General features: G+C 63.6%; 16 protein-coding genes and 1 pseudogene. 14 read left to right on the forward strand and 3 right to left on the reverse strand.

All coding sequences use genetic code 11. From position 1 onward, the window contains the following. Nucleotides 1-12: 12 nt before the first annotated feature. From AC5WNJ_RS04860 to AC5WNJ_RS04870, 3 genes are read left to right on the forward strand one after another with little or no spacing between them, the layout of a single operon-like run. Nucleotides 13-933, forward strand: coding sequence for an alpha/beta fold hydrolase (locus AC5WNJ_RS04860; RefSeq protein WP_495930529.1), 921 nt, complete (start codon nt 13-15; stop codon nt 931-933). Next, nucleotides 930-1,898: an alpha/beta fold hydrolase gene (locus tag AC5WNJ_RS04865; RefSeq protein WP_495930530.1), complete on the forward strand. Its 969-nt coding sequence runs from the start codon at nt 930-932 to the stop codon at nt 1,896-1,898. Before AC5WNJ_RS04860 ends, AC5WNJ_RS04865 begins: the two co-directional genes overlap by 4 nt. Before the next feature lie 58 nt (nt 1,899-1,956). Further along, nucleotides 1,957-3,132 carry a patatin-like phospholipase family protein gene (locus AC5WNJ_RS04870; protein WP_495930531.1) on the forward strand — a complete coding sequence of 392 codons (1,176 nt, stop codon included), beginning with the start codon at nt 1,957-1,959 and terminating at the stop codon, nt 3,130-3,132. A 100-nt stretch (nt 3,133-3,232) separates the two neighbouring features. On the opposite strand, the gene AC5WNJ_RS04875 is transcribed toward AC5WNJ_RS04870, so the two are convergent. Then, nucleotides 3,233-4,075 carry a transporter substrate-binding domain-containing protein gene (locus AC5WNJ_RS04875; RefSeq protein ID WP_495930532.1) on the reverse strand — a complete coding sequence of 281 codons (843 nt, stop codon included), beginning with the start codon at nt 4,073-4,075 and terminating at the stop codon, nt 3,233-3,235. Nucleotides 4,076-4,171: 96 nt separating this feature from the next. After that, entirely contained in the window at nt 4,172-4,777 is a 606-nt protein-coding gene (locus tag AC5WNJ_RS04880) for a Smr/MutS family protein (RefSeq protein WP_176676509.1), read from the reverse strand. A 197-nt stretch (nt 4,778-4,974) separates the two neighbouring features. On the opposite strand from AC5WNJ_RS04880, the gene prmB reads away from it, so the two are divergent. The 5 genes and pseudogenes from prmB to phaC form a co-directional block, all read left to right on the forward strand. Then, nucleotides 4,975-5,937 (forward strand): 50S ribosomal protein L3 N(5)-glutamine methyltransferase, encoded by a 963-nt coding sequence (gene prmB / locus AC5WNJ_RS04885; RefSeq protein WP_176676510.1) that lies wholly within the window; start codon nt 4,975-4,977, stop codon nt 5,935-5,937. A 150-nt stretch (nt 5,938-6,087) separates the two neighbouring features. Further along, nucleotides 6,088-7,179 (forward strand): chorismate synthase, encoded by a 1,092-nt coding sequence (gene aroC / locus AC5WNJ_RS04890; RefSeq protein ID WP_495930533.1) that lies wholly within the window; start codon nt 6,088-6,090, stop codon nt 7,177-7,179. Between the two features lie 261 nt (nt 7,180-7,440). Then, nucleotides 7,441-7,983, forward strand: a complete 543-nt coding sequence (locus tag AC5WNJ_RS04895) for a DUF6489 family protein (protein ID WP_495930534.1) — start codon at nt 7,441-7,443, stop codon at nt 7,981-7,983. Between the two features lie 216 nt (nt 7,984-8,199). Then, on the forward strand, nt 8,200-8,652 hold the full coding sequence (locus AC5WNJ_RS04900) for a phasin family protein (RefSeq protein WP_176676512.1): 453 nt from the start codon (nt 8,200-8,202) through the stop codon (nt 8,650-8,652). A gap of 519 nt (nt 8,653-9,171) precedes the next feature. Then, nucleotides 9,172-10,902: pseudogene (phaC, locus tag AC5WNJ_RS04905) on the forward strand (class I poly(R)-hydroxyalkanoic acid synthase); the annotation flags it as partial. A 1,027-nt stretch (nt 10,903-11,929) separates the two neighbouring features. On the opposite strand, the gene AC5WNJ_RS04910 reads toward phaC, so the two are convergent. Next, nucleotides 11,930-12,820, reverse strand: a complete 891-nt coding sequence (locus tag AC5WNJ_RS04910) for a LysR family transcriptional regulator (RefSeq protein ID WP_176676514.1) — start codon at nt 12,818-12,820, stop codon at nt 11,930-11,932. Nucleotides 12,821-13,178: 358 nt separating this feature from the next. Here AC5WNJ_RS04910 and leuC point away from each other — a divergent pair, with 358 nt between their 5' ends. From leuC to truA, 6 genes are all read left to right on the forward strand, one after another. Further along, complete coding sequence (gene leuC, locus AC5WNJ_RS04915) at nt 13,179-14,630, forward strand: 3-isopropylmalate dehydratase large subunit (protein WP_176676515.1); 1,452 nt, start codon at nt 13,179-13,181, stop codon at nt 14,628-14,630. Nucleotides 14,631-14,641: 11 nt separating this feature from the next. Then, nucleotides 14,642-15,295 (forward strand): 3-isopropylmalate dehydratase small subunit, encoded by a 654-nt coding sequence (gene leuD, locus AC5WNJ_RS04920; RefSeq protein WP_176676516.1) that lies wholly within the window; start codon nt 14,642-14,644, stop codon nt 15,293-15,295. A gap of 143 nt (nt 15,296-15,438) precedes the next feature. Next, nucleotides 15,439-16,521 carry a 3-isopropylmalate dehydrogenase gene (leuB, locus tag AC5WNJ_RS04925; protein ID WP_495930535.1) on the forward strand — a complete coding sequence of 361 codons (1,083 nt, stop codon included), beginning with the start codon at nt 15,439-15,441 and terminating at the stop codon, nt 16,519-16,521. 218 nt (nt 16,522-16,739) lie between these two features. Next, a complete protein-coding gene (gene asd, locus AC5WNJ_RS04930) occupies nt 16,740-17,861 on the forward strand; it encodes an aspartate-semialdehyde dehydrogenase (protein WP_495930536.1) in 1,122 nt (373 codons plus the stop codon). Between the two features lie 456 nt (nt 17,862-18,317). Continuing rightward, entirely contained in the window at nt 18,318-21,122 is a 2,805-nt protein-coding gene (locus AC5WNJ_RS04935; RefSeq protein ID WP_495930537.1) for a type IV pilus assembly protein FimV, read from the forward strand. Then, the gene (gene truA / locus AC5WNJ_RS04940) at nt 21,122-22,243 is read left to right on the forward strand and encodes a tRNA pseudouridine(38-40) synthase TruA (protein WP_495930538.1); all 1,122 of its coding nucleotides are present in this window, start codon (nt 21,122-21,124) and stop codon (nt 22,241-22,243) included. The genes AC5WNJ_RS04935 and truA overlap by 1 nt, the downstream gene beginning before the upstream one ends. Nucleotide 22,244 lies beyond the last annotated feature (1 nt).

Here is a 22,244-nt window from a genome sequence, read left to right on the forward strand (position 1 = left end):
TCCGAACCTTCCATGTGCGAAAAGACCTTGTCCGAACAGGACGGCACTGACCCGGCCAGCTTGAATGCGGACACCGAGCGTCCGGTACTGGCCTTCGCGCATGCCAATGGCTTCACCGGTGCCTGCTACAAGAGCCTGTTGGCGCCGCTGGCCGAGCACTTCAATCTGCTGCCGGTGGACCGACTGGCGCATGACCCTGCCTATCCGGTCGGCAACAATCTGATCTCGCTGCGTGATGAGTGGCTGGCATGTCTGGACGCCGCGCTGGGGCCGCTGCCCGCGGCGGGCGGCACCGGGCGCAAAGTGATCGGGGTCGGCCATTCGCTGGGAGGCATCGTCAATTACATGGCGGCGCTCAAGCAGCCGGAGCGCTTCCACTGCCTCGTGCTGCTCGACCCGCCGTTGATGCTGGGCCGCGATGCGCTGGGCATGAAGGTCGCCAAGCGCTTCGGCTTCATTGATCGTGTCACTCCGGCGGGCCGTACCCGTGGGCGTCGCGCACGCTGGGACTCCCGTCAGGCCATGCAGGATTACCTGCGCCGTCGCTCGCTGTTCGCCAACTTCACGCCAGAAGCGCTGGACGACTACATCGACAACGCCACCCATCGTCACGCGGATGGCAGCCTGTCGTTGAGCTTCGATACCCGTCATGAGGTCGAGATCTTCCGCCACCTCAGCGATCACCTGTCAGGCTCACCGGCGAAACTAGCGGTGCCGGTCAGGATTCTGGCCGGCGCCCAGTCTGATCTGCTCACGCCGGCGCGTCAGGCACGCCTGCGCCGCGCCGGGCTGACGGTGGAGCATGTCCGGGGAGGACATATGTATCCCTTTGAATACCCACAAGAGACGCGCGCCGCGCTGCTGGCGGCCATCGCCGACCTCGCGCCGCCGAATATACTTCCGCCAAGTCTGCTGGCCGAGAGGCAATCATGAGCACTGATCAATCCGTTCAGGACATCGCAGAGCCTCCCCTCAGCGCCAACGTTACGCTGCGTGAGCGTCGCTTCCCACGGCGCACGGGCGGAGAATTGGCGGCCCTGGAGTGGGCGCCTGCCGTGCACGCCGAGCAGGCACCGACGTGGCTGGCGCTGCATGGCTGGCTTGACAATGCCGCCAGCTTCAGTCGCCTGGCGCCGTTGTTGTGTGAGCAGCTCGGCATTCGTCTCATCGCCATCGACATGGTCGGTCACGGGCGCTCGAGTCCGCTGGGTGAGCACGGTGATTATGCGGTGTGGGATTACTGCCACGATGTGATCGAGGCGCTGGAAGGCCTGTATGACGAGGGGCTGCCGCGCGCGCCGGTCACGGTGATGGCGCACTCGCTGGGGGCAGCGGTGTCGGGGCAGGTGGCTGCGGCGCTGCCGGAATATATCGCGCGCCTGGTGCTGATCGATGGCATCGGCGCACTTGCCACGCCAGCCTCGGAGGTGGTCGACCAGCTGCGCCGCGGATTGCTGGCACGCCATGCGCAGCCGGCCAGACGCGCCGCCACGCGACGTGCCCATTATCGTCATGTCGAGGACGCCGTGGCGGCGCGGGTTGCGGGAGGTGTCACGCCCATTGATGCCGATACGGCGCGGCCGATCGTCGAGCGCAACCTCGAGGTGCTGGAAGACGGTGGCCTGCGACTGAGAAGTGACCGTCGCCTGCTGCGGCCTTCATTGATGCGCTACACCCCGGAGCAGGTGCTGGCGTTATTGGCGGCGTTGACCCAGCCGGTACTGCTGATCGAGGGCGAGCAGGGTATTCTCACCATAAGACACGAAGCACAGCAGGCGCGGGATGCCGTGAAGCGGCTGAAACGTCGCGTCTTGCCGGGTGGTCACCACCTGCACCTGGAGCCACCGCATGTGGCGGCGGTCGCCGATGCCATCGTCGAGTGGGTCAGCTCGCAATGAGTGATGCACCCTGTGCCGTATCCGTTCATCTATCATCATCTGCAGCGGGAGACATGCCATGGCCAAGCGCAAGACCATCGCCCTGGCACTGGGGAGTGGCGGGGCCCGAGGCTATGCCCATATCGGCGTGATCGAGGAAGTGCTGGCGCGCGGGTACGACATCCGCGCCATTTCGGGCTGCTCGATGGGCGCACTGGTCGGGGGCATCCATGCCGCCGGCAAGCTGGATGCCTATCGTGACTGGGTCTGTGAGCTGGATTACTTCGACGTGCTGCGGCTGGTGGATGTCACCTGGAGCCCGATGGGCGCCATCCGCGCGCGCCGCATCATGGATGAGCTGGAAGCCCTGATCGGTGATACGCGTATCGAGGATCTGCCGATTCCGGTCACCACCGTCGCCACCGACCTGATCGCCCAGAAGGAGGTCTGGTTCCAGAGCGGCAATCTGCTCGAGGCGATCCGGGCCTCCATCGCGGTGCCCGGGGTGATCACGCCGGTGCAACGCGACCGCAAGGTGCTGGTGGATGGCGGCCTGATGAATCCCTTGCCGATCACGCCGCTGGTCGCCGCCCACGTTGACCTGGTGCTGGCGGTCAATGCCACGGCGCATTCGCCGCGCAATCAGACGCTGGAACAGATGCTGCCACCGGCCGATGCCGCCGAGGAAGAGGCGCGCGAAGCCGCCCTGGAAGCGCGCGGCGGTGGTTTCAGTGACTGGCTACGGGGAGTGCGTCGCGGGGCCGAGCGCATCTTCTCTGCCGAGAAGGAGCAGGCGCTGGAGGACCAGCAAGGCATGGCGTTCGCCAGCCCGGTGGGCGGTGTTCCGCTGCCACCGGGCGATGCCTCACGCATCAAGTTCGAGGCGCTCAAGCGCCGTGATGGTGAGGACGAACCCGCTCAGGCAGCAGAGACGCCGGCAGGGCAGCCCGCGGACGGCGGCGTTGTCGCCCAGGATGATCAGCCGCCGGCGAACGACGTCGAGCCTGAACCGGTCGATGAGAATGCGCCGGAGCTTGCCTGGGGCAAGCTGGACATGATGATGCGCTCCTTCGATATCACCCAGGCGACGTTGGCCAAGTACAAGATCGCCGGCTATCCGCCGGACATCCTGGTCGAGATTCCCAAGACGGTGTGTGGCGCCTATGAATTTCACCGCGCCGCGGGCCTGATCAAGCTGGGGCGCCATCTGGCCGCCGAAGCGCTGGACCGCTACGAGTCAGGCAGCGACGGCTAACCTGCCGTGAGTTGCCCTTCAATGAAAAAAGCCCCCGCCAATCGGCGGGGGCTTTTCGTGTCTTGGGCAGCGTGTTTCTGATGCGAAGGGCGACAAAGCCTCAGCCGTTGATCCACTTCTCGAAGATGGCGGCCTGCTCACCGGTGCCCTGCATCTGGGTCAGCCACTGATCGACGTAGGCCTTCCAGATGTTGTCACCCAGCGGCAACAGATAGCCCTTCTGGGAGAAGGTGAACGGCGTCTCGGGGTGCACGCTGCACAGCTCTGGATGGCGGCTGGCCTGCAGCTGGGTCTCGATGGCGTCGGTGACCATCACATCGGCACGGTCTTCGATGATGTTGTTGAAGATGGTGCGGTTGTCGTCGTGGGCGAGGCGCGTGGCATCGCTCAGGAATTCATTGGCGAAGCGCTCGTTGGTGCCGCCCGGATTGACGGTGATGCGCACGCTGGGCTGATTGATCTGCGCGACGGTCTGGTACTTGTCGACGTCTTCGCAGCGCACGATGGGCGTCTTGCCGCCGGTCTGGTACGGCTGGCTGAAGTAGGCCTGAGCCTGGCGGTCCAGCTTGACCGAAATGCCGGACATGGCGATGTCGCACTTGCCTGAGGTGAAGTCTTCCATCAGCGTCGGCCAGCTGGTCGGCACGGTCTCGACCGTCGCGCCCAGGCTCCTGGCCAGTGAGGCGGCCATGTCGATGTCGATGCCTTCGAAGTCGCCATTGTCTTCACGGTGGCTGAAGGGCGCGTAGTCACCGGTGGTGCAGACCTTCAGCACCTGTCCTTGTTGCACACGCGAAAGGGTGCTGTCGGACAGCGCATCGCTGGCGGCGGCCGGCATGGCGAAGGCCAGTGACAGGCCAGCGGCGGTTGCACCGCTGAGAATGGCAGCGGAAAGGGTGCGGCGTGAAGAAGTGCGCATTGGCTGTTCAGCGTTGGGTGTCATCAGGGTGTTCCCTTGTCGTTATGGTTCAGGCCCAGCGAGCGGCCTGCTTGTGGTAGTGATTCAATCAGTGGTGGTGACTCAATCTGTAATGGTGGCTCACTCCAGCAGCGGATCACGGCCCTTGCTGCGCAGCAGGACATAGACCGCGCCGCTGCCGCCATCCAGCTCCAGTGACGAAGTAAAGGCCAGCACGTCAGGCCATTGGCGCAGCCAGGCATTGACGTGGCTCTTGATGATGGGGTGATCGGCCATGCCGGTCCATGCCTTGCCGTGCACCACCAGCACGCAGCGTGAGCGACGGGCGATGGCATCGTCGATGAAGGACTCGAGCTCGATGCGGGCCTGCTCCAGCGTATAGCCGTGCAGGTCGAGACCCGCCTCCCAGGCGATCTCGCCGCGCTTGAGACGCTGACGCTGGCGGTAGGGGAGATCGGGCACCGCGAAGTCGAGCAGCTGGCTGGGCGTGACCGGCTCGACCTGTCCATCGGTGGTGCGCGATGGCGTGCCGAGTGAGTCGGTCGAGGCTTCGCTGGCGGCTGCGCGGCGCGCCGCCAGACGCGCCTGCTCTTCCTTGTCGAGGGGCTTGCGGCCGGGGTCGGCGCGGTTGGTGGTGATCTTGCGTACGCCGGCCTGCTTGAGGGCGGCACGGAAGGCGTTGAAGTCGTCGCCGGTATCCGAGCTGTCGTCGTGGTTGGGTGGCATGACCGGGCTCCGCGGGCAATAAAATGGCAAGTCGCGCAGTATAGCGCGGCTGTCGGTGCTGTGAAGCACCAGGCGCCCATGGCGCGAGCAAGGGTCGCCGCCACGCCTTGTGAACGCTACAATGCCTGCGCGAGACGCCATCGGCCCCTCACGACTGGCGGCGCTCGTTGTCCATCTGTCCGCTTACAGGAATCACCGTGTCCACTACTTCCGCGTCCGACCTGCGCCACCCTTCCAGTCTCAGTGAGCCGGACTCCCGTCTCGTCGAGGAGCTGGTGACCCTGCGCGATCTGATCCGCTGGGCGACCAGCGAGTTTCACGCGCATCGCCTGCACTTCGCCCATGGCACCGATTCTGCCTGGGACGAAGCGGTGGCGCTGGTGCTGGGTGCGCTGCATCTGCCATGGGACACGGACCCCGCCGTGATCGACGCGCGCCTTCTGACCATGGAGCGTGCGCGCATCGTGGCGCTGGTGCGTGAGCGCATCACTACCCGCAAGCCGCTGCCGTATCTGCTCGGCGAGGCCTTCTTCACCGGCGTGCCCTTCGATGTCGATGAGCGCGTGCTGATTCCGCGCTCGCCGATCGCCGAGCTGATCGAGAGCGGCTTCTCGGCCTGGTTCCCGGAACTGCCGCCGACCCGCGTGCTGGACATGTGCACCGGTTCCGGCTGCATCGGTATCGCCACCGCGCTGGTGATGCCGACCGCCGAGGTCGATCTGGTCGATATCAGCAGCGAGGCGCTGGAAGTCGCGCGTCGCAACATCGAACGCCACGACGTGGCAGGGCGTGTCATCGCTGTGCAGTCGGACCTGTTCGCGGGCGTGGCGGGCAAGCGCTATGACCTGATCGTCTCCAATCCGCCCTACGTGGATACCTTCGATCTCTCCAACATGCCGCAGGAATTCGGCCATGAGCCGGCACTGGCGCTGGGCGCCGGTGACGACGGCCTGGATATCGTGCGCCGTATCCTGCGCGAGGCGCGTGACTACCTGACCGACGATGGCGTCTTGATCGTCGAGGTCGGCAATTCCGAACGCCACCTGATGGAAGCCTTCCCGGAAGTGCCCTTCATGTGGCTGGAGTTCGAGCGCGGCGGCAACGGCGTCTTCGCCATCGATGCCCAGACGCTGGAAGTCTGCGCACCCGAATTCGCTTGAGCTGGCGGGCGCCTGCCTCGGTGGGATTCGTCTGAGCTGGCGGGATTTGCCAGAAGCACGGGCGCAAGCCGTCAGACTCTGCAACGCTTACGACAACTATTATCAGAACGCCGTCGGCCATGACCGGCGGCATCGCCTGAGGACCCCTGAATGTCCGGAAATACCTTCGGCAAGCTGTTCACCGTCACTACCTTCGGCGAAAGCCACGGCCCGGCACTGGGCGCCATCATCGATGGTTGCCCACCGGGCATCGAGATCAGCGAGGCGGATCTGCAGATCGATCTGGACCGCCGCCGTCCCGGCACCTCGCGCCACACTACCCAGCGTCGCGAGCCGGACCAGGTGCGAATTCTCTCGGGCGTGTTCGAGGGCCGCACCACCGGCACGGCCATCGGTCTGATGATCGAGAACACCGATCAGCGTTCCAAGGACTACGGCAAGATCAAGGACCAGTTCCGTCCGGCCCACGCCGACTACACCTATCACCACAAATATGGTGAGCGTGACTACCGCGGCGGCGGCCGCAGCTCGGCCCGCGAGACCGCGATGCGTGTCGCCGCCGGGGCCATCGCCAAGAAGTATCTGGCGGGTCTGGGCGTGCAGGTGCGTGGCTACCTGTCCCAGCTCGGCCCTATCGAGCTTGAGGTCAAGGACTGGTCGCTGGTCGACACCAACCCGTTCTTCTGTGGCGATGCCGATCGCCTCGGGGAGCTGGAGCAGTACATGGACGCCCTGCGCAAGGAAGGTGATTCCGTGGGCGCCAAGGTCACCGTCGAGGCGACTGGCTTGCCGGTCGGTCTGGGTGAGCCGATCTTCGATCGCATCGATGCCGAACTCGCGCATGGCCTGATGAGCATCAATGCCGTCAAGGGCGTCGAGATCGGTGATGGTTTCGCTGTGGTCAGCCAGAAGGGCACCGAGCATCGTGACGAGATGACGCCGGAAGGCTTCCTCTCCAATCATGCCGGCGGCATTCTGGGCGGCATCACCAGCGGTCAGGCCATCCGTGCCAGCATCGCCCTCAAGCCGACCTCCAGCCTGCGGCTGCCGGGGCGTAGCATCGACGTCAACGGCGAGGCGGTCGAGGTGATCACCACTGGCCGTCATGATCCGTGTGTCGGCATCCGTGCCACGCCGATCGCCGAGGCGATGGTCGCGCTGACGCTGATGGATCACCTGCTGCGCCATCGTGGTCAGAACGCTGACGTCAAGGTCGATACGCCGGTGCTGCGCGAGGTGTAAGCCGCATGCGGCGCGGCTGAACTTGTAACGCTGCCAAGCCGCTGAATTTGTAAAAAGACACGCCCCAGCCGTGGAGTGATGCCCAGCATCCTTCATGGCTGGGGCGTCTTGCGTAGTGGGCTGGCTTGCACAAAGTAAATAAGAAAAGGCGTAAGTAGCAGGCTGCCCCCGTGTCATTCTCGCTGCTAGACTCGAATGGCATGCATGCCAGCGGACTCGCGCACCACGCCGTGCGCGGGCAGACAACACAAGGAATCTGCCATGAAGATCAATGTCGAATTCGACCTCACGCCGCAGGAATTTCGCCAGGCGATGGGCCTGCCGGACGTGGAAGCCTTCCAGCAGGAATTGATGGAGCGCTTTCGTCGCCAGATGGAGGCGGGTGTTGAAGGTTACGACCCCATGAGTCTGCTCAAGCCATTGATGGCACCGGGCGCGGGCACGCCGTTTGCCAGGTTCATGCCGCCGGGCATGGCCGAGGGGATGATGGGTGGCGCGTCTGGCGCTGGCAATGCCGGGCAGGGGGTAGTGGGCGGCATGCCGGGCGATATGGGCGAGAGCATGGCCCAGGGCATGGCCGCCTTCAATCAGTATCAGAAGATGATGCTGGATACCCTGCAGCAGTTTGGTCAGGGCGGCGCGGAAGGCAAGGAGGCTGACAAGCCGGAGCCTGCCGCACGCAGGAGTTCGGGGCCCAGTGGTGATCAAGCCGCGGATCAGAAGGCAGAGCAAGGCGCCAGCCGGGCGGATGATGCGAAACCGGCCTCTGCGGCCAGTGCGCGCTCACGCGCCAAGCGCAGTTGATGCTAGGCGCGATGAAAGTCCTTGGCTGATATCGGTGTGAGGCATGCCCGGCCAATCCCGTGACAGAGAATGTCGTTTGACAGTTTTCTGTCATGGGATTGCAACCACCTGAGGAGCAGACTAGTCTTTGTGCAGTGCAGCATATTGCTGTGCTCCACAGGTGGCGCAGAGACTTCTGCGCGCTGTCCCGGTACGGAATCCATGGGAGGAACCGTCATGCAGCAGGATCAGATGTTCAACGCCTTTGCCGAGCAAGCCCGCAGCTTCTACCAGCCGATGCGCAAGCTCAACACTCTGATGCTCGACCATATGGGCAAGATTGCCGATTATCAGATGGACGCTGCCAAGCGCTATACCGAGACTGGTCTCGAGCGTGCGCGTGCTGCCACTGAAATCAAGGGTATGGAAGAGTTCAGCGAGTTCAGCAGCCGCCAGCTGGAAGTGGCGACCGAGCTGTCTCAGCAGATGATGGATGATTCCCTGAAGCTGGCCGAGATGGGCAACGACATGCGCGCCCAGCTCGAACAGGCCTACTCTGACGCTGGCAAGGAAGCCAACGACAAGGCGTCCGCTGCCGTACAGAAAGCCGCTTCGGCAGCAGAGGACAAGGCATCCTCCGCTGCCAGCAACAAGCCGGCTGCCGCGACAAGCCGCGCCAAGCAGAACTAAGGTATTCCCCGAAAAGGCTGGCGCTTGCGCCAGCCTTTTTTGCCGTTGTCTGGCATTGCCCCTGCCGTGCTGAAAGGCGCATGCTGGAGGTGAGCACGCTGTCGAACAGGCTGTTTTGCTCTCGTATTTGCCGCGCGCGAATCCGACGGAAAGCAGTCCTTGCAGTGGAGCATTCGATCGCCCCGTGGCGGTCAGTCATGAATTGCTGGACAACCTTGAAAACGATGTCCGTCGCCAGTGAAGGCGCTCATCTCGGTGAAGATGGCATGACATCGCTCAGTGCTCAGGAAGGATTCGATTCGATGAAATCGTGCCGCCGACAGGCGTTCGGCAGCCAAGCTTCGATAGCCAATGACGTGATGGTCAATGACAAGGAGGAAGGGCGATATGGACTCAGCCCAGCAGCAGGCGTTCTCACAGACATTCTCTCAGGCCTTTGCCAGTCTGTTCCCCGACGGTGCTGAAGGCACGGAGTGGGCCAGCGTCGTGCAGCAGGCCAGTGCCCAGTATCAAGCCTTGATGAGTGACATGTTGGAGCGCCTATGGCCCAGCGCCGCCGCTTCCACCATCTATGACGAGATGGGTCGTTGCTTCCAGGCGGGAGCCGAGGCTCTGGCACGCGACCCGCAACTGCTGCTGTCGACCCAGACTCGCCTCTTCCAGGACCAGATGGCCCTGCTGCAAGGCACGCTGCGCGAGCTGAATGGCGAGAGTGTCGAGCCGGTGATCACGCCCGCGCGCTCTGACCGCCGCTTCCGCGATGAGGCCTGGCAGAACGAGCCCTATTACCACTTCCTCGTGCAGCAATACCTGCTGTTCTCGCGTGCCGTGGACGATATGCTGGCCGGCATTCAAGGCCTGCCGGAGAGCCAGAAGCGCAATCTCGAGTTCTACGCGCGCCAGTACGTCAGCGCCTTCTCGCCCTCCAACTTCGCCTCCACCAACCCGGAAGTGCAGCGCGTGACCCGCGAGACCGGCGGCCAGAACCTGCTCGACGGCCTGAAGCGTCTGCGTGAGGACCTGGCCAACTCCGCCGAAGGCATCAATGTCGCGATGACCGATACCGAAGCCTTCCGTCTCGGCGACAACATCGCCGTCACGCCGGGTGATGTGGTCTTCGAGAACGAGCTGATCCAGCTGATCCAGTATCGTCCAGCCACCGAGAAGGCCTTCAGCACGCCGTTGCTGGTCGTGCCGCCGTGGATCAACAAGTACTACATTCTCGATCTGCGTCAGGACAATTCGATGATGCGCTGGCTGGTGGAGCAGGGCCACACCGTGTTCCTGATCTCCTGGCGCAATCCGGGGCCCGAGCAGAGTGATCTCACCTGGGCCGATTACATGCAGATGGGGCCGCTGGCCGCGATGGATGCCATCGAGCAGGCCACCGGCGAGAAGCAGGTCAACATCCTGTCCTACTGCATCGGCGGCACGCTGACGGCCAGCACCATGGCCTATCTGGCGGCCGAGAAGCAGGCCGATCGCGTGCGCTCGGTCAGCTACATGGCGACGCTACAGGACTTCTCCGATCCCGGTGAGATCGGTGTCTTCCTCAACGAGCCGGTGCTGCAGGGTCTCGAGAAGCAGATGGCGCAGGACGGCTATCTGGATGGCCGCGTGATGGCGTTCTCCTTCAATCTGCTGCGCGAGAATGACCTGTTCTGGTCGTTCTACGTCTCCAACTATCTCAAGGGCGAAGCGCCGACCGCGTTCGACCTGCTGTACTGGAACACCGACGGCACCAACCTGCCGGCCGGGACCCATGCCTGGTATCTGCGTCACATGTATCTGGAAAACCGTCTGGTACAGCCCGGCGGCATCGAGCTGGACGGCGTGCCGATCGATCTCTCGCAGATCGAGACACCGAGTTACTGGGTCTCCGCGCGCGAGGACCACATTGCCAAGTGGCAGACCACCTACAACGGCACCCAGCTGCCCAAGGCCTCCATCAAGCGCTTCGTGCTCGGTGGCTCTGGTCATATCGCGGGCATCGTCAATCCGCCGCACAAGAACAAGTACGGCTACGCCACCAATGACAGCCTGCCGTCAACCCCGGACGAGTGGCTCGCGGGTACCGAGCTGCACGAAGGCTCCTGGTGGAATGACTGGCAGGCGTGGATGACCGGCAATGGCTTCGTGGAGCCGGAACCGAAGGTCGCTGCACGCACGCCGGGTGAGGGCAAGCTCGACGTGATCGAAGCGGCGCCGGGGCGTTATGCGCGCCAGACCATTCCCGAAGTGCTGGGGCAGAGCGTGCCGGAAGAGATCACCAGCGTGGCGGATGCGCTGCTCAAGGCCGTGCGTGATGTCCAGCAGACGGTCGAGAAGAGCGTGAATGAAGCGCTCAAGCAGGTGACACTGCCGCTGGAAGAAGCCATGACCGCGATGACTGAAGCCGTCACCGGCAAGGCCGCCAATGATGCCAGCAGTGCCTCTGCTGCCAAGTCGTCTACCGCCAAGCCTGCCGCTTCCAAGGCCGCATCAGCGTCTACTGAGTCGGCATCACCGGCAAGCAAGCGCGCTGCTCCCAAAGGCACAGCCTCCAGGAGCACTGCTGCCAAGAGCACTGCAAAACAGAGCACGGCAAAACCGAGCACTGCGAGCACGGCGGCCAGCAGCACCGGTAGCTCAGCAGCGAAGACCACCACGGCGAGAAAGACCTCCACGCCGCGCAAGACGGCTGCCAACAAGACGACCGCGAGCAAGACAACTGCGGCCAAGACGACGGCAAGCAAGTCAGCCTCTGACAGCAAACCGTCTGCCTCCGGCACCTCGAGCAGTGGCACTTCTTCCGCGGCCTCCGGCTCCAGTGCTGCGAAGCCCGCGACGACGCGCAAGACTCCGGCGAGCATAAGCACGGCGAGCAAGGCGGCTGGAACCAGCAATAGCACTGCCAGCTCGACAGGAAGCACGAGTACTGCCAAGACGGGCAGCAGCACCGGGGCTTCCAATCAGGGGGCTTCCCGCTCGAGCGCTTCAAGCTCTGGTGCTTCCACTACCACCGCCAAGAGCGACACCGGCAGCCAAGCGCCCAAGCCGCGCCGTGGCCGTCCCTCCAATGCTAGCAAGGCCGCCGCCGCCAAGGCAGCGGAAGAGGCTAAGAAGGACGATGCCAAGCCTGCGGCCAGCAAGACGGATGGCGCGTCTGACAATGCCAAGGATAGCGACAAGAGTTGATCCGCGGCGCCACAAGTTGTGAGTCAGAATCGCAACGCCAGCCCTTCGGGGCTGGCGTTGTGGGTTCAGGCGGTATTTCCAAAGTGGGCTTTCGAGCGCGCTAGAGGCTTCTCGATGCCGCGTCCCTTGCCCCTTCCAGCAGTTCGATCATCGCGCTGGCGGCGTTCGAGAGGGTGCGGTTGTTGTGGTAGAGGTAGCCGAGCTGGCGTTCGATGGGGCGGTGGTCGATGGGCAGGATCTCGATCTCGTCGTCGATCATGCTTTCCGGCAGTACGCTCCAGCCCAGGCCGATGGCGACCATCATCTTGAGGGTCTCGAGGTAGTTGGTGGACATCGAGACTTCCACCGAGAGGCCGTCACGCGCGAAGGTGTCGATGACGATGCCGCGCGTGAAGGTCAGGTGGCCCGGCAGTACGGCGTCGTGCTGTGAGAGGGCGGCCAGCGGCAACGCCTTGTGCCCCGCCAGCGGATGGTCCCGTCCGCACACGAAGCGCATCTCATCCAGCCACACCGGCACCACCGTCAGATTGGGATCGCGATGCGGTGCCAGGGTGACGACGGCCAGTTCCAGCTCCCCATCGAGTACGCCCTGATAGGCCTGTTCCGAATCCAGAAAGCGCATGTCCATGCGCACCTCTGGGTGGGCCATGGTGAAGGCCTTGAGCAGTGGCGGCAGCCGGTGCAGGCCCACATGGTGGCTGGTCGCCATCGTCAGGCTGCCTTTTACCTCGCCGGACAGATTGCGCAGCGCACGCCGGGTGTCATCGTGCATCACCAGGATGGCGCGGGCCCGCGGCAGCAGGATGTTGCCGGCCTCCGTCAGGGTGACGCGCCGTCCGATGCGATCGAACAGCCGTGCGCCATGCAGTTGCTCCAGCTGGGCAATGCGCTTGGAAACGGCCGGCTGGGTGAGGTGCAGCTGCTCGGCGGCCAGCGAGAAGGAGGCGGTTTCGGCGACGGCGACGAAGGCCTGCAGAGAGGGTGTGTCCATGTGGGCCAGCTATCCTGTGATGACGGCGTTCAGAGAGGCATTCAGAGGCGCATCAAGCGGGGCGGTTATGCCGTCCCGGGCGGATGAATTCCTGATTAAGACCTGATGAGTCATGGTATTCCTTTTGGGAATCCAAAGCATGAAAAACATGAATTGCTTTTATTCATGGTCGCCGAGTACTCTTGATGGCACAGGACGCGGCCGCGATGCTGGAGCCTGCAAGCAAGTGGTCACTCTCCACGGGCTCGCACGACCGCCCCGCCATCAACACTGGACGACACACCCTCATCAAGGGGTCGTTACGAGCCCCGAGGCAGCAAGCGCGCTCTTACCGTAAGGCGCCACGAGGAGACACGACATGGCTAGCCAGACCCTTTATGACAAGTTGTGGGATCAGCACCTGGTCAAGCAACGCGAAGACGGTACTGCACTCATCTACATCGACCGTCACCTGCTGCACGAAGTCACGTCGCCGCAGGCATTCGAAGGGCTGCGTCTGGCCGGCCGCAAGCCGTGGCGTCTGGATGCCAACCTGGCAACGCCGGATCATAACGTGCCGACGTCTCTCAAGGAGCGTGCTGCCGGTATCTCGGGCATCGAGGACGAAACCTCACGCATTCAGGTGCAGACCCTCGACGACAACTGCAACAGCTTCAACATCGAGCAGTTCACCATCAATGATGCGCGTCAGGGCATCGTGCATGTGGTCGGGCCGGAGCAGGGCGCGACCTTGCCGGGCATGACCGTGGTGTGTGGCGATTCCCACACCGCGACCCACGGTGCCTTCGCGGCGCTGGCCCACGGGATCGGCACCTCCGAGGTCGAGCACGTGCTCGCCACCCAGTGCCTGATCCAGCGCAAGATGAAGAACATGCTGGTGCGCGTCGATGGGCGTCTCGGCACTGGCGTCACCGCCAAGGATGTCGTGCTCGCCATCATCGGCGAGATCGGCACCGCCGGCGGTACCGGCTACGCCATCGAATTCGGCGGCTCTGCCATCCAAGACATCTCCATGGAAGGCCGCATGACCATCTGCAACATGGCGATCGAAGCCGGTGCGCGGGTCGGTCTGGTCGGTGTCGATGACATCACCATCGATTACCTGCGCGATCGTCCCTATGCGCCGAACGCCCAGCAGTGGGAAGCGGCCGTCGCCGACTGGCGCAATCTGGTCTCCGATGCGGACGCCGAATTCGACAAGGTTGTCGTGCTCAAGGCCGAGGACATCGCACCGCAGGTCACCTGGGGCACCAGCCCGGAGCAGGTCACCAGCGTCAATGGCGTGGTGCCGGACCCGGCAGCCGCCAGCGATGACACCGAAGCGCGTGGCATCACCCGTGCGCTCGAATACATGGGCCTCAGCGCTCAGCAGAAGATCACCGACATCAAGCTGGACCGTGTGTTCATCGGTTCCTGCACCAACTCGCGTATCGAGGATTTGCGTGAAGCGGCGCGCGTGGCTGAAGGCCGCAAGGTCGCCAAGAGCCTCAAGCAGGCGATGGTCGTGCCGGGCTCTGGCCTGGTGAAGGCACAGGCGGAAGCCGAAGGGCTGCACGAGATCTTCCTCGCCGCGGGCTTTGAATGGCGCGAGCCGGGCTGCTCCATGTGTCTGGCGATGAACGCCGACAAGCTGGGCGCCGGTGAGCATTGCGCTTCCACCTCCAATCGCAACTTTGAAGGCCGCCAGGGCTTCGGTGGGCGTACGCACCTCGTCAGCCCGGCCATGGCCGCCGCTGCCGCGATTGCGGGTCACTTCGTTGATGTTCGTGACTTTGCCCCCATCCCTACCAACAACACTCAAGTCGCCTGAGGAGGCCCGACATGGAAAAGTTCATTCGCCAGCAGGGCCTCGTGGCACCGCTTGATCGCGCCAACGTCGATACAGATCTGATCATCCCGAAGCAGTTTCTGAAGTCGATCAAGCGTACCGGCTTCGGCCCGAACCTCTTCGATGAGCTGCGCTATCTCGATGAGGGCTATATCGGCCAGGACATCAGCAAGCGTCCGCTGAACCCGGACTTCGTGCTCAACCAGCCGCGTTTCGCGGGTGCCAGCGTATTGCTGGCGCGTCGCAACTTCGGTTGCGGCTCCTCGCGTGAACACGCGCCCTGGGCACTGACCGACTTCGGCTTCCGCGTGGTCATCGCGCCGAGCTTCGCCGATATCTTCTACAACAACTCGTTCAAGAACGGTCTGTTGCTGATTACCCTCGACGAGGACACGGTGGACCGTCTGTTCAAGGAAGCCGAGGCGGTGGAGGGGTATCGTCTGGATATCGACCTCGAAGCACAGACGGTCATCACGCCGTCCGGTGAGTCGATTCCCTTCGAGGTCGACAGCTTCCGCAAGCACTGCCTGATGGAAGGCCTGGACGATATCGGTCTGACCCTCAAGGACCAGGACGCCATCGACAGCTTCGAGAAACGCCACCGCACCGAGCGTCCTTGGTTGTTCCGCAATGGCAAGACGGCCTGATCTGTCCAGCATCGCGTCAGTCAGCGCCTGATATCGCAACATATTCGTCATGGCTCGCCGTCCAGAGTGGCAGCGAGCCCAGTCTCAGCACCGGCGGTGAACCGTCGGTCTCGCCGGAAGCTCTCCGGCCCAAGGAGTTCCAGATGAGCCGCAATATCCTGATTCTGCCCGGTGATGGCATTGGCCCGGAAATCACTGCCGAAGCCGTGAAGATCCTTGAAGCCGCCCGCAGCGAAGGTCTGGACATCACGCTGAGCGAAGGCAAGGTCGGTGGTGCAGGGTATGACGCGGCCGGCCACCCGCTGCCGGCGGAAACGCTGGAGGCGGCCAAGGCAGCGGACGCCATCCTGCTCGGCGCAGTCGGTGGCCCGCAGTGGGACAGGCTCGAGGACATCTCGCTGCGCCCGGAACGCGGCCTGCTGGGGCTGCGCAAGGAGCTCGAGCTGTTCGCCAATCTGCGTCCGGCGATTCTCTACCCGCAGCTGGCCGAGGCCTCCAGCCTCAAGCCGGAAGTGGTGTCCGGTCTGGACATCATGATCGTGCGTGAGCTGACCGGTGGCATCTACTTCGGTCAGCCGCGTGGCATCGAGGCGCGTGATGGTCAGCAGGTCGGTTACAACACCTACATCTACTCCGAGTCCGAGATCGAGCGTATCGGTCGCACCGCCTTCGAGATGGCGCAGAAGCGCAACAAGAAGCTGTGCAGCGTCGACAAGGCCAACGTGCTGGAAGTCACCATGCTGTGGCGTGACGTGATGGAGCGTATTTCCGCCGACTACCCGGATGTCGAGCTGTCGCACATGTACGTCGACAACGCCGCCATGCAGCTGGTGCGTGCCCCCAAGCAGTTCGACGTGGTGGTCACCGGCAACATGTTCGGCGATATCCTGTCGGATGAAGCCGCGATGTTGACCGGCTCCATCGGCATGCTGCCGTCCGCCTCGTTGAATGCGGGTGGTCAGGGCATGTACGAACCATGCCACGGCAGCGCGCCGGACATTGCGGGTCAGGGCGTCGCCAACCCGCTGGCGACCATCCTGTCGGTGGCGATGATGCTGCGCTACTCGCTCAACGAAGCGGCCTGGGCCGAGCGCATCGAGAAGGCGGTCGGCGTGGTGCTGGATGAAGGGTTGCGCACTGCCGATATCGCCTACGCCGGGACGCGCAAGGTCTCCACCTCCGAGATGGGCGATGCCGTGCTGGCTGCCTTCAAGGCCCAGGCGTAAGGCAATACCCGCGTGAACGCCGCAAGCCCGCGGCGTTCACGCGATGATCATGGGGGAGCTCGGCGTGCGTCGCCGAGTTCTCATGTCAAGACCTGCGGCTGGAGCGTTGGGCAAGGCTCGCCTCGTGTGAGTTGCCTGTGCTCGCTACGGGTCATTCCTGTGTCGGTAGCGGTGGTGTCTTCCCTGCTCCCGGCCGTGCATGAACAAGGAGAACAAGCATGTTGAAAGTCGGATTTGTCGGTTGGCGTGGTATGGTCGGTTCCGTGCTGATGCAGCGCATGCGTGATGACAACGATTTCGCCGGTATCGAGCCGGTATTCTTCTCCACCTCCCAGGTCGGTCAGGCCGGTCCTGATGTGGGCACGCCGGTACCGGCGCTCAAGGATGCCAATGACATCAATGAACTGAAGGCACTGGATGTCATCGTCACCTGTCAGGGCGGCGACTACACCAAGCAGGTGTTCGGCCCGTTGCGCGAAGCCGGCTGGAAGGGCGACTGGATCGATGCCGCCTCCACCCTGCGCATGGAAAAGGACGCCGTGCTGGTGCTGGACCCGGTCAACCGTCATGTGATCGATGAGAAGATCGGCGCCGGTGCCAACACCTTCGTCGGCGGCAACTGCACCGTCAGCCTGATGCTGATGGGCCTGGGCGGCCTGTTCGAGGCTGGCATGGTCGAGTGGATGACCTCCATGAGCTACCAGGCAGCGTCCGGCAGCGGTGCGCGCCACATGCGTGAACTGCTGACCCAGATGGGGCAGCTCAATGGCAGCGTGGCCTCCGAGCTGGCCGACCCGGCCAGCGCCATCCTCGACATCGACCGCAAGGTGACCGCCACCATGCGCGGCGATGACTTCGCGACCCAGCAGTTCGGTGCTCCGCTGGCCGGTTCGCTGCTGCCGTGGATCGATTCCGCGATGGAATCCGGCCAGACCCGCGAGGAGTGGAAGGCCGGTGTCGAGGCCAACAAGATTCTCGACAGCCAGGGCAACCCGATCATGATCGATGGTCTGTGCGTGCGTATCGGTGCGATGCGTTCCCACTCCCAGGCCTTCACCGTCAAGCTCAAGCAGGACGTACCGCTGGACGAGATCGAAGACCGCCTGGCCAAGCACAATGAATGGGTCAAGGTTGTCGCCAATACCAAGGAAGACAGCCTCAAGCACCTGACACCGGCCGCTGCCACCGGCACTCTGACCGTGCCGGTCGGCCGTCTGCGCAAGCTGGCGATGGGTGGCGAATACCTGTCCGCCTTCAGTGTCGGTGACCAGCTACTGTGGGGGGCCGCGGAGCCGCTCAAGCGCATGCTGACTATCCTGCGTGAACATCGCGCGGCCTGATCGTACTGCGTAGCGGCATGTCGTCGGGCTCGTTGCGAGCCTGACCTGAAAGCGCCCTCGACTCTCTGGAGTCCAGGGCGCTTCGCTTTTGCACGTTACGTCGTGGATGGTCGGTGATTTCAGGTGGGAGATAGGTCACTGATGTTACGGCTAGTACCAGATATCTCAGTCCTTGCTGCGCATTTTTTGCGATTTTGGCTGGCGCTTTTGATCCATGATGGCAGAGTGGTGTTTTTTACGGGTATCGTTATGGGGGTGTCGTCGAGCTGGTCACTCGCGATATGTCGCCTCTGCGGCCCTAATCGATCGTGGGCCGATACTCTATCGTTGAAACTCTTTCCACTTTGCCGATGGCTTCCCGCACTCCTGGGACGGACTCTCTGGTATCTTGTGTAAGTATACGTAACATAATGCGCGGGCCGGGCAATGATTCGGCCGCATACGAAGGGACACTCAATGGGACGCAAGCTTCCTCTCGCACTGGCGGTGTCGTTCGCCGTCTACAGTGCTCAGGCCTTGGCAGTCGGCATGGAATCGCCGCGGTTGCGCTCGAATCTGAATCAGCCACTGGACGCGCGCATTGGCCTCACGGATACCTCGGGCCTCGATGCCAGCCTCATCAAGGCCGGCGTTGCCGATTCTGCCGCCTTTACGCGAGCGGGCGTCGATCGCAGCTATGTCAGCGATGAGATCAAGGTTGCCGTCAAGCAGCAGGGTGGACGCTACTACCTCCAGCTGTCCACCAATGGCGCGGTACGTGAGCCCTATGTGGACCTACTGCTGGATGTCGAATGGCCCAATGGCAAGCTGCAGCGCCAGGTGACCCTGTTGTTCGATCCGGCGGGCTATTCGAGCCAGCCGTCATTGGTGACACCTGCAGGCGCGCGCTCGCGCCCGTTGGCCACCAACGATTCCTCGCCGACACGTTCCGTGGTGTTCCGCGACAATGCCCAGCCCAGCCAGGCCTCCTCGCGCAGCGCGTCATCCGGCACGCCGCCGTCCAGCATCAAGGTGCGCAACGGTGATTCGCTGTGGACGATCGCGCGTCGCGTGCGCCCGGATGCCAGTGTCAGCATCCGTCAGGCGATGCTGGCGATTCAGGAAGCCAACCCCAGGGCCTTCCCGGGTGGCAACATCAACAAGCTGCGTGCGGGAGTGGTGCTGAGTGTGCCGGACCGCAGCACCATGTTGGGACGTTCGCGTACCGAGGCCGACAGGGAAGTGCGTCAGCAGTATCAGCAGTGGGTCGCAGGCGCGCAGGGCAAGACCGTGCCGGCTCCGCCCAGCAAGAAAACCGCCGCGGCCAGCACGTCGAACGAGCCTTCTTCCAGTGCTGCGCCCGCGCCGAGCGGGCCCGCCAGCGCGGGCGCCGATGGCAAGCCGCGTCTGACGCTGCTGGATGATGACGGCAGCAAGCCCAAGGCGGCGGCAGCCAGTGGTCAGATCTCGGCGGGTAGCCAGCAGGCGATCGATGAACTGTCCGATCGCCTCGAGTCGCTGGAAGATCAGCTGCTGACCAATCAGCAGCGCCTCGATCAGCTGGAGCAGGAGCGTGATGACCTGCGCAGCGAAGTGGCCTCCCTGCGCAACGAAGTCGGAGAGCTGCGAGCGTCGCTGGCAGAACGTACCGAGCAGCTCGAGACGGCCAAGGTGCTGCTCGCCAAACAGAATCGCCTGCTCGTCAACAGCGGCATCTCGCCGTTGGCGTTGCCGGAAAGCCTGATCGCCGCCGGGGTGGATCTCGGTCAGCCGCGCGACGGGGAGGGCAACCTGGTGTTGCCCAAGCAGCCGTGGCCCCAAGCGACCTGGCAATGGGTGCAGGACAACCTGGCCATCGTCGGCGGGGCGGCTGGGGCATTGTTGCTGCTGTTGCTGCTGTTGCTGCGTCGCCGCTCCGGTTCCGGGGGCGATGAGAACATGAGCTTCGCCGATGCGGTCCGCGGCAATGAAGCGCCCGACCAGGACAAGCCCCGCGTCTTCCCGGATACCTTTGCAGCCTCGACTGCCGCAGCTGCCGCGGGTCACAAGTCATCCGCGTCTGAAGATGACAATGTGGCGGCGCGCCGGGGTTCCAGTAGCCTCGAGCCGCTCTCCCAGCCGGAAGCGGCTGCGATCAGCGAGGCGGACATCTTCATCGCCTACGGCCGCTTCGATCAAGCCCAGGCCCTGCTGGAAGCCGGTCTTGTGGAAGACCCCGCACGCCAAGATCTGCGCCTCAAGCTGATGGGAGTCCATGGCGAGCTTGGCAATGCTGAAGCCCTGCATCATGAAGGTGAGCAGGTGCTGGCGGCCGGCAATGAGGAAGAGCGTTTCGAGGCTCAGGCGCTGCTGGATCGCTACAGTGCCTCAAGTAGTGCGCTGCGTGCTGTCGCTGGCGGCGGCGTGAGTCCGGTGGGGCGCAAGGTCTCCTATCTGTCAGGAGTGGCAAGCCAGCAGGCGGCAGCGCCTCGCGCGCCGCTTGAAGGTCGCGACAAGACCGATGATGCGGCTCGCGGCCCGGCAGATGCATCCGCCACGGGTGCTGACACCTCCCTTGATGACCAGGAAGATGTCAGCGCGGTGCCTGACAGCGAACCGCATGCCGGTGACGGCGTGAGCGAGCCGCTGGTCGAGCGTGCTTCCGACCAAGGTGTCGCCTTCGAGCCGGGCCTCAAGGGCGGGGATCACGAGAAGGTGTCCGTGCGTGAGAGTCACTTCAACAGCGACAACGTGATCGATTACCAGGCGCCGGAATTGACGCTGGGAGATGCTGGTCAGGCTGATGACGAGAAGGGCACTGACACCGCGGCATCCAATGCGGCGGATAGTGCGCTCAAGGGCGAGTCCGTCGAGTTCACCTCACTGCGTGAAGAGCTGGATGACAACGCTGCGATCGTGAGCAATGCAGCGAGCCAAGCGCCGCATGAGGCGTCCAGCAAGTCGTCAACTTCAGTCGATGGCATGGAGGAGTTACCGTCACTGGATAGCATGACGCTGGAAGAAGTGGACGTGCCGCGGCGTGATATGTCGGAATTCGAGGTCGAGGAAGTGGCGTTCGAGTCTGGGGATCAGGATAATGCCTATCCCTCTGTCGAGTCGGCAGGGTTTGGGGCTGGCGCCCAGGATACCAAGGCATTCCAACAGCTCGAGGAAGCCCGTCAGTTGTTGGTGGATGGCGATGATGATCAGGCGGCTGCGCTGCTTGAGCCGCTCGCTACTGCCAGTGATGACATGGTCCGTGAAGAGGCGCTGGCGTTGATGGAGCGCTTTGGTCTGACCTGATGCCCTTTTTTACACCGCTGGATGATAACGAGAAACGCCCGGGGCGCATTGCTCTGGGCGTTGAATATGATGGCACCCGCTATTGTGGCTGGCAGCGTCTGAGCCACGCCCCCTCCGTGCAGGAAGCGCTCGAGAAGGCCTTGTCCAAGGTCGCCTCCACGCCGATTACCGTGCATTGCAGTGGCCGCACCGATTCCGGTGTGCATGCCGTGCGTCAGGTCGTGCATTTCGATACCCCCGTGGGCCGCAGCCGCAAGGCCTGGCGCATGGGCGGTAACGTCAACCTCCCCCCCGATATCGGGATTCATTGGGCCGTGCCGGTGCCCGATGATTTCCATGCGCGTTTCAGCGCCATCGCCCGTCGTTATCGCTACATGATCATCAACCAGCCGTTTCGGCCGGTGATGGAGCGCAACAATGTCACCTGGTGTCGCGAGCCGCTCAATGTCGCCGACATGCAGGCCGCAGCGGCGCACCTGGTGGGTGAGCTGGACTTCTCAGCGTTCCGTGCGGCAGGCTGTCAGTCGCGTTCGCCGCGCCGCCACGTGCACTTCATTGAAGTCAGTCGCCATGGTCATATCGTCATGATCGATATCCAGGCCAATGCCTTCCTGCATCACATGGTGCGCAATATCGCGGGCACCTTGATGGCCATCGGTCGTGGCGAGAAGCCTGTCGAGTGGATCGTCCAGCTGATGCGCGAGGGAGATCGCACGCGCTCGAGCGCGACGGCAGCGGCGACAGGGCTTCACTTCGTCGATGTCATCTATCCGCCGCGCTATGCGCTGCCCAAGGAACCCCTGGGGCCTGGTCTGGTCGCACATCTTGGCGAGTGGACGGGCGAGCGCCCGTTGCCGGACTGCCCGATGGTGCGCTCACGCATGGCACGCGCCGAGGCCGAGAGTGCCGAAGAGGCGCGCGCGGCAGGCAAGCTCAGTGAGCAGGAAGCCATCCGACTGGCCAATGTAGCCCGTGAGGCCGAGCGCCTCAGTCGTGAGCATGAACAAGCGATTCCTGCGGCAGGCGATCCTGCGGCAGGCGATCCTGCGGCAGGCGATCCTGCAGCAGGCGTCGAGGATGACACGCTGACGACTGCCACCCAGAATGAATCCTCACGTTGAA

The organism is Cobetia sp. PDI-23MA, assembly GCF_059507735.1.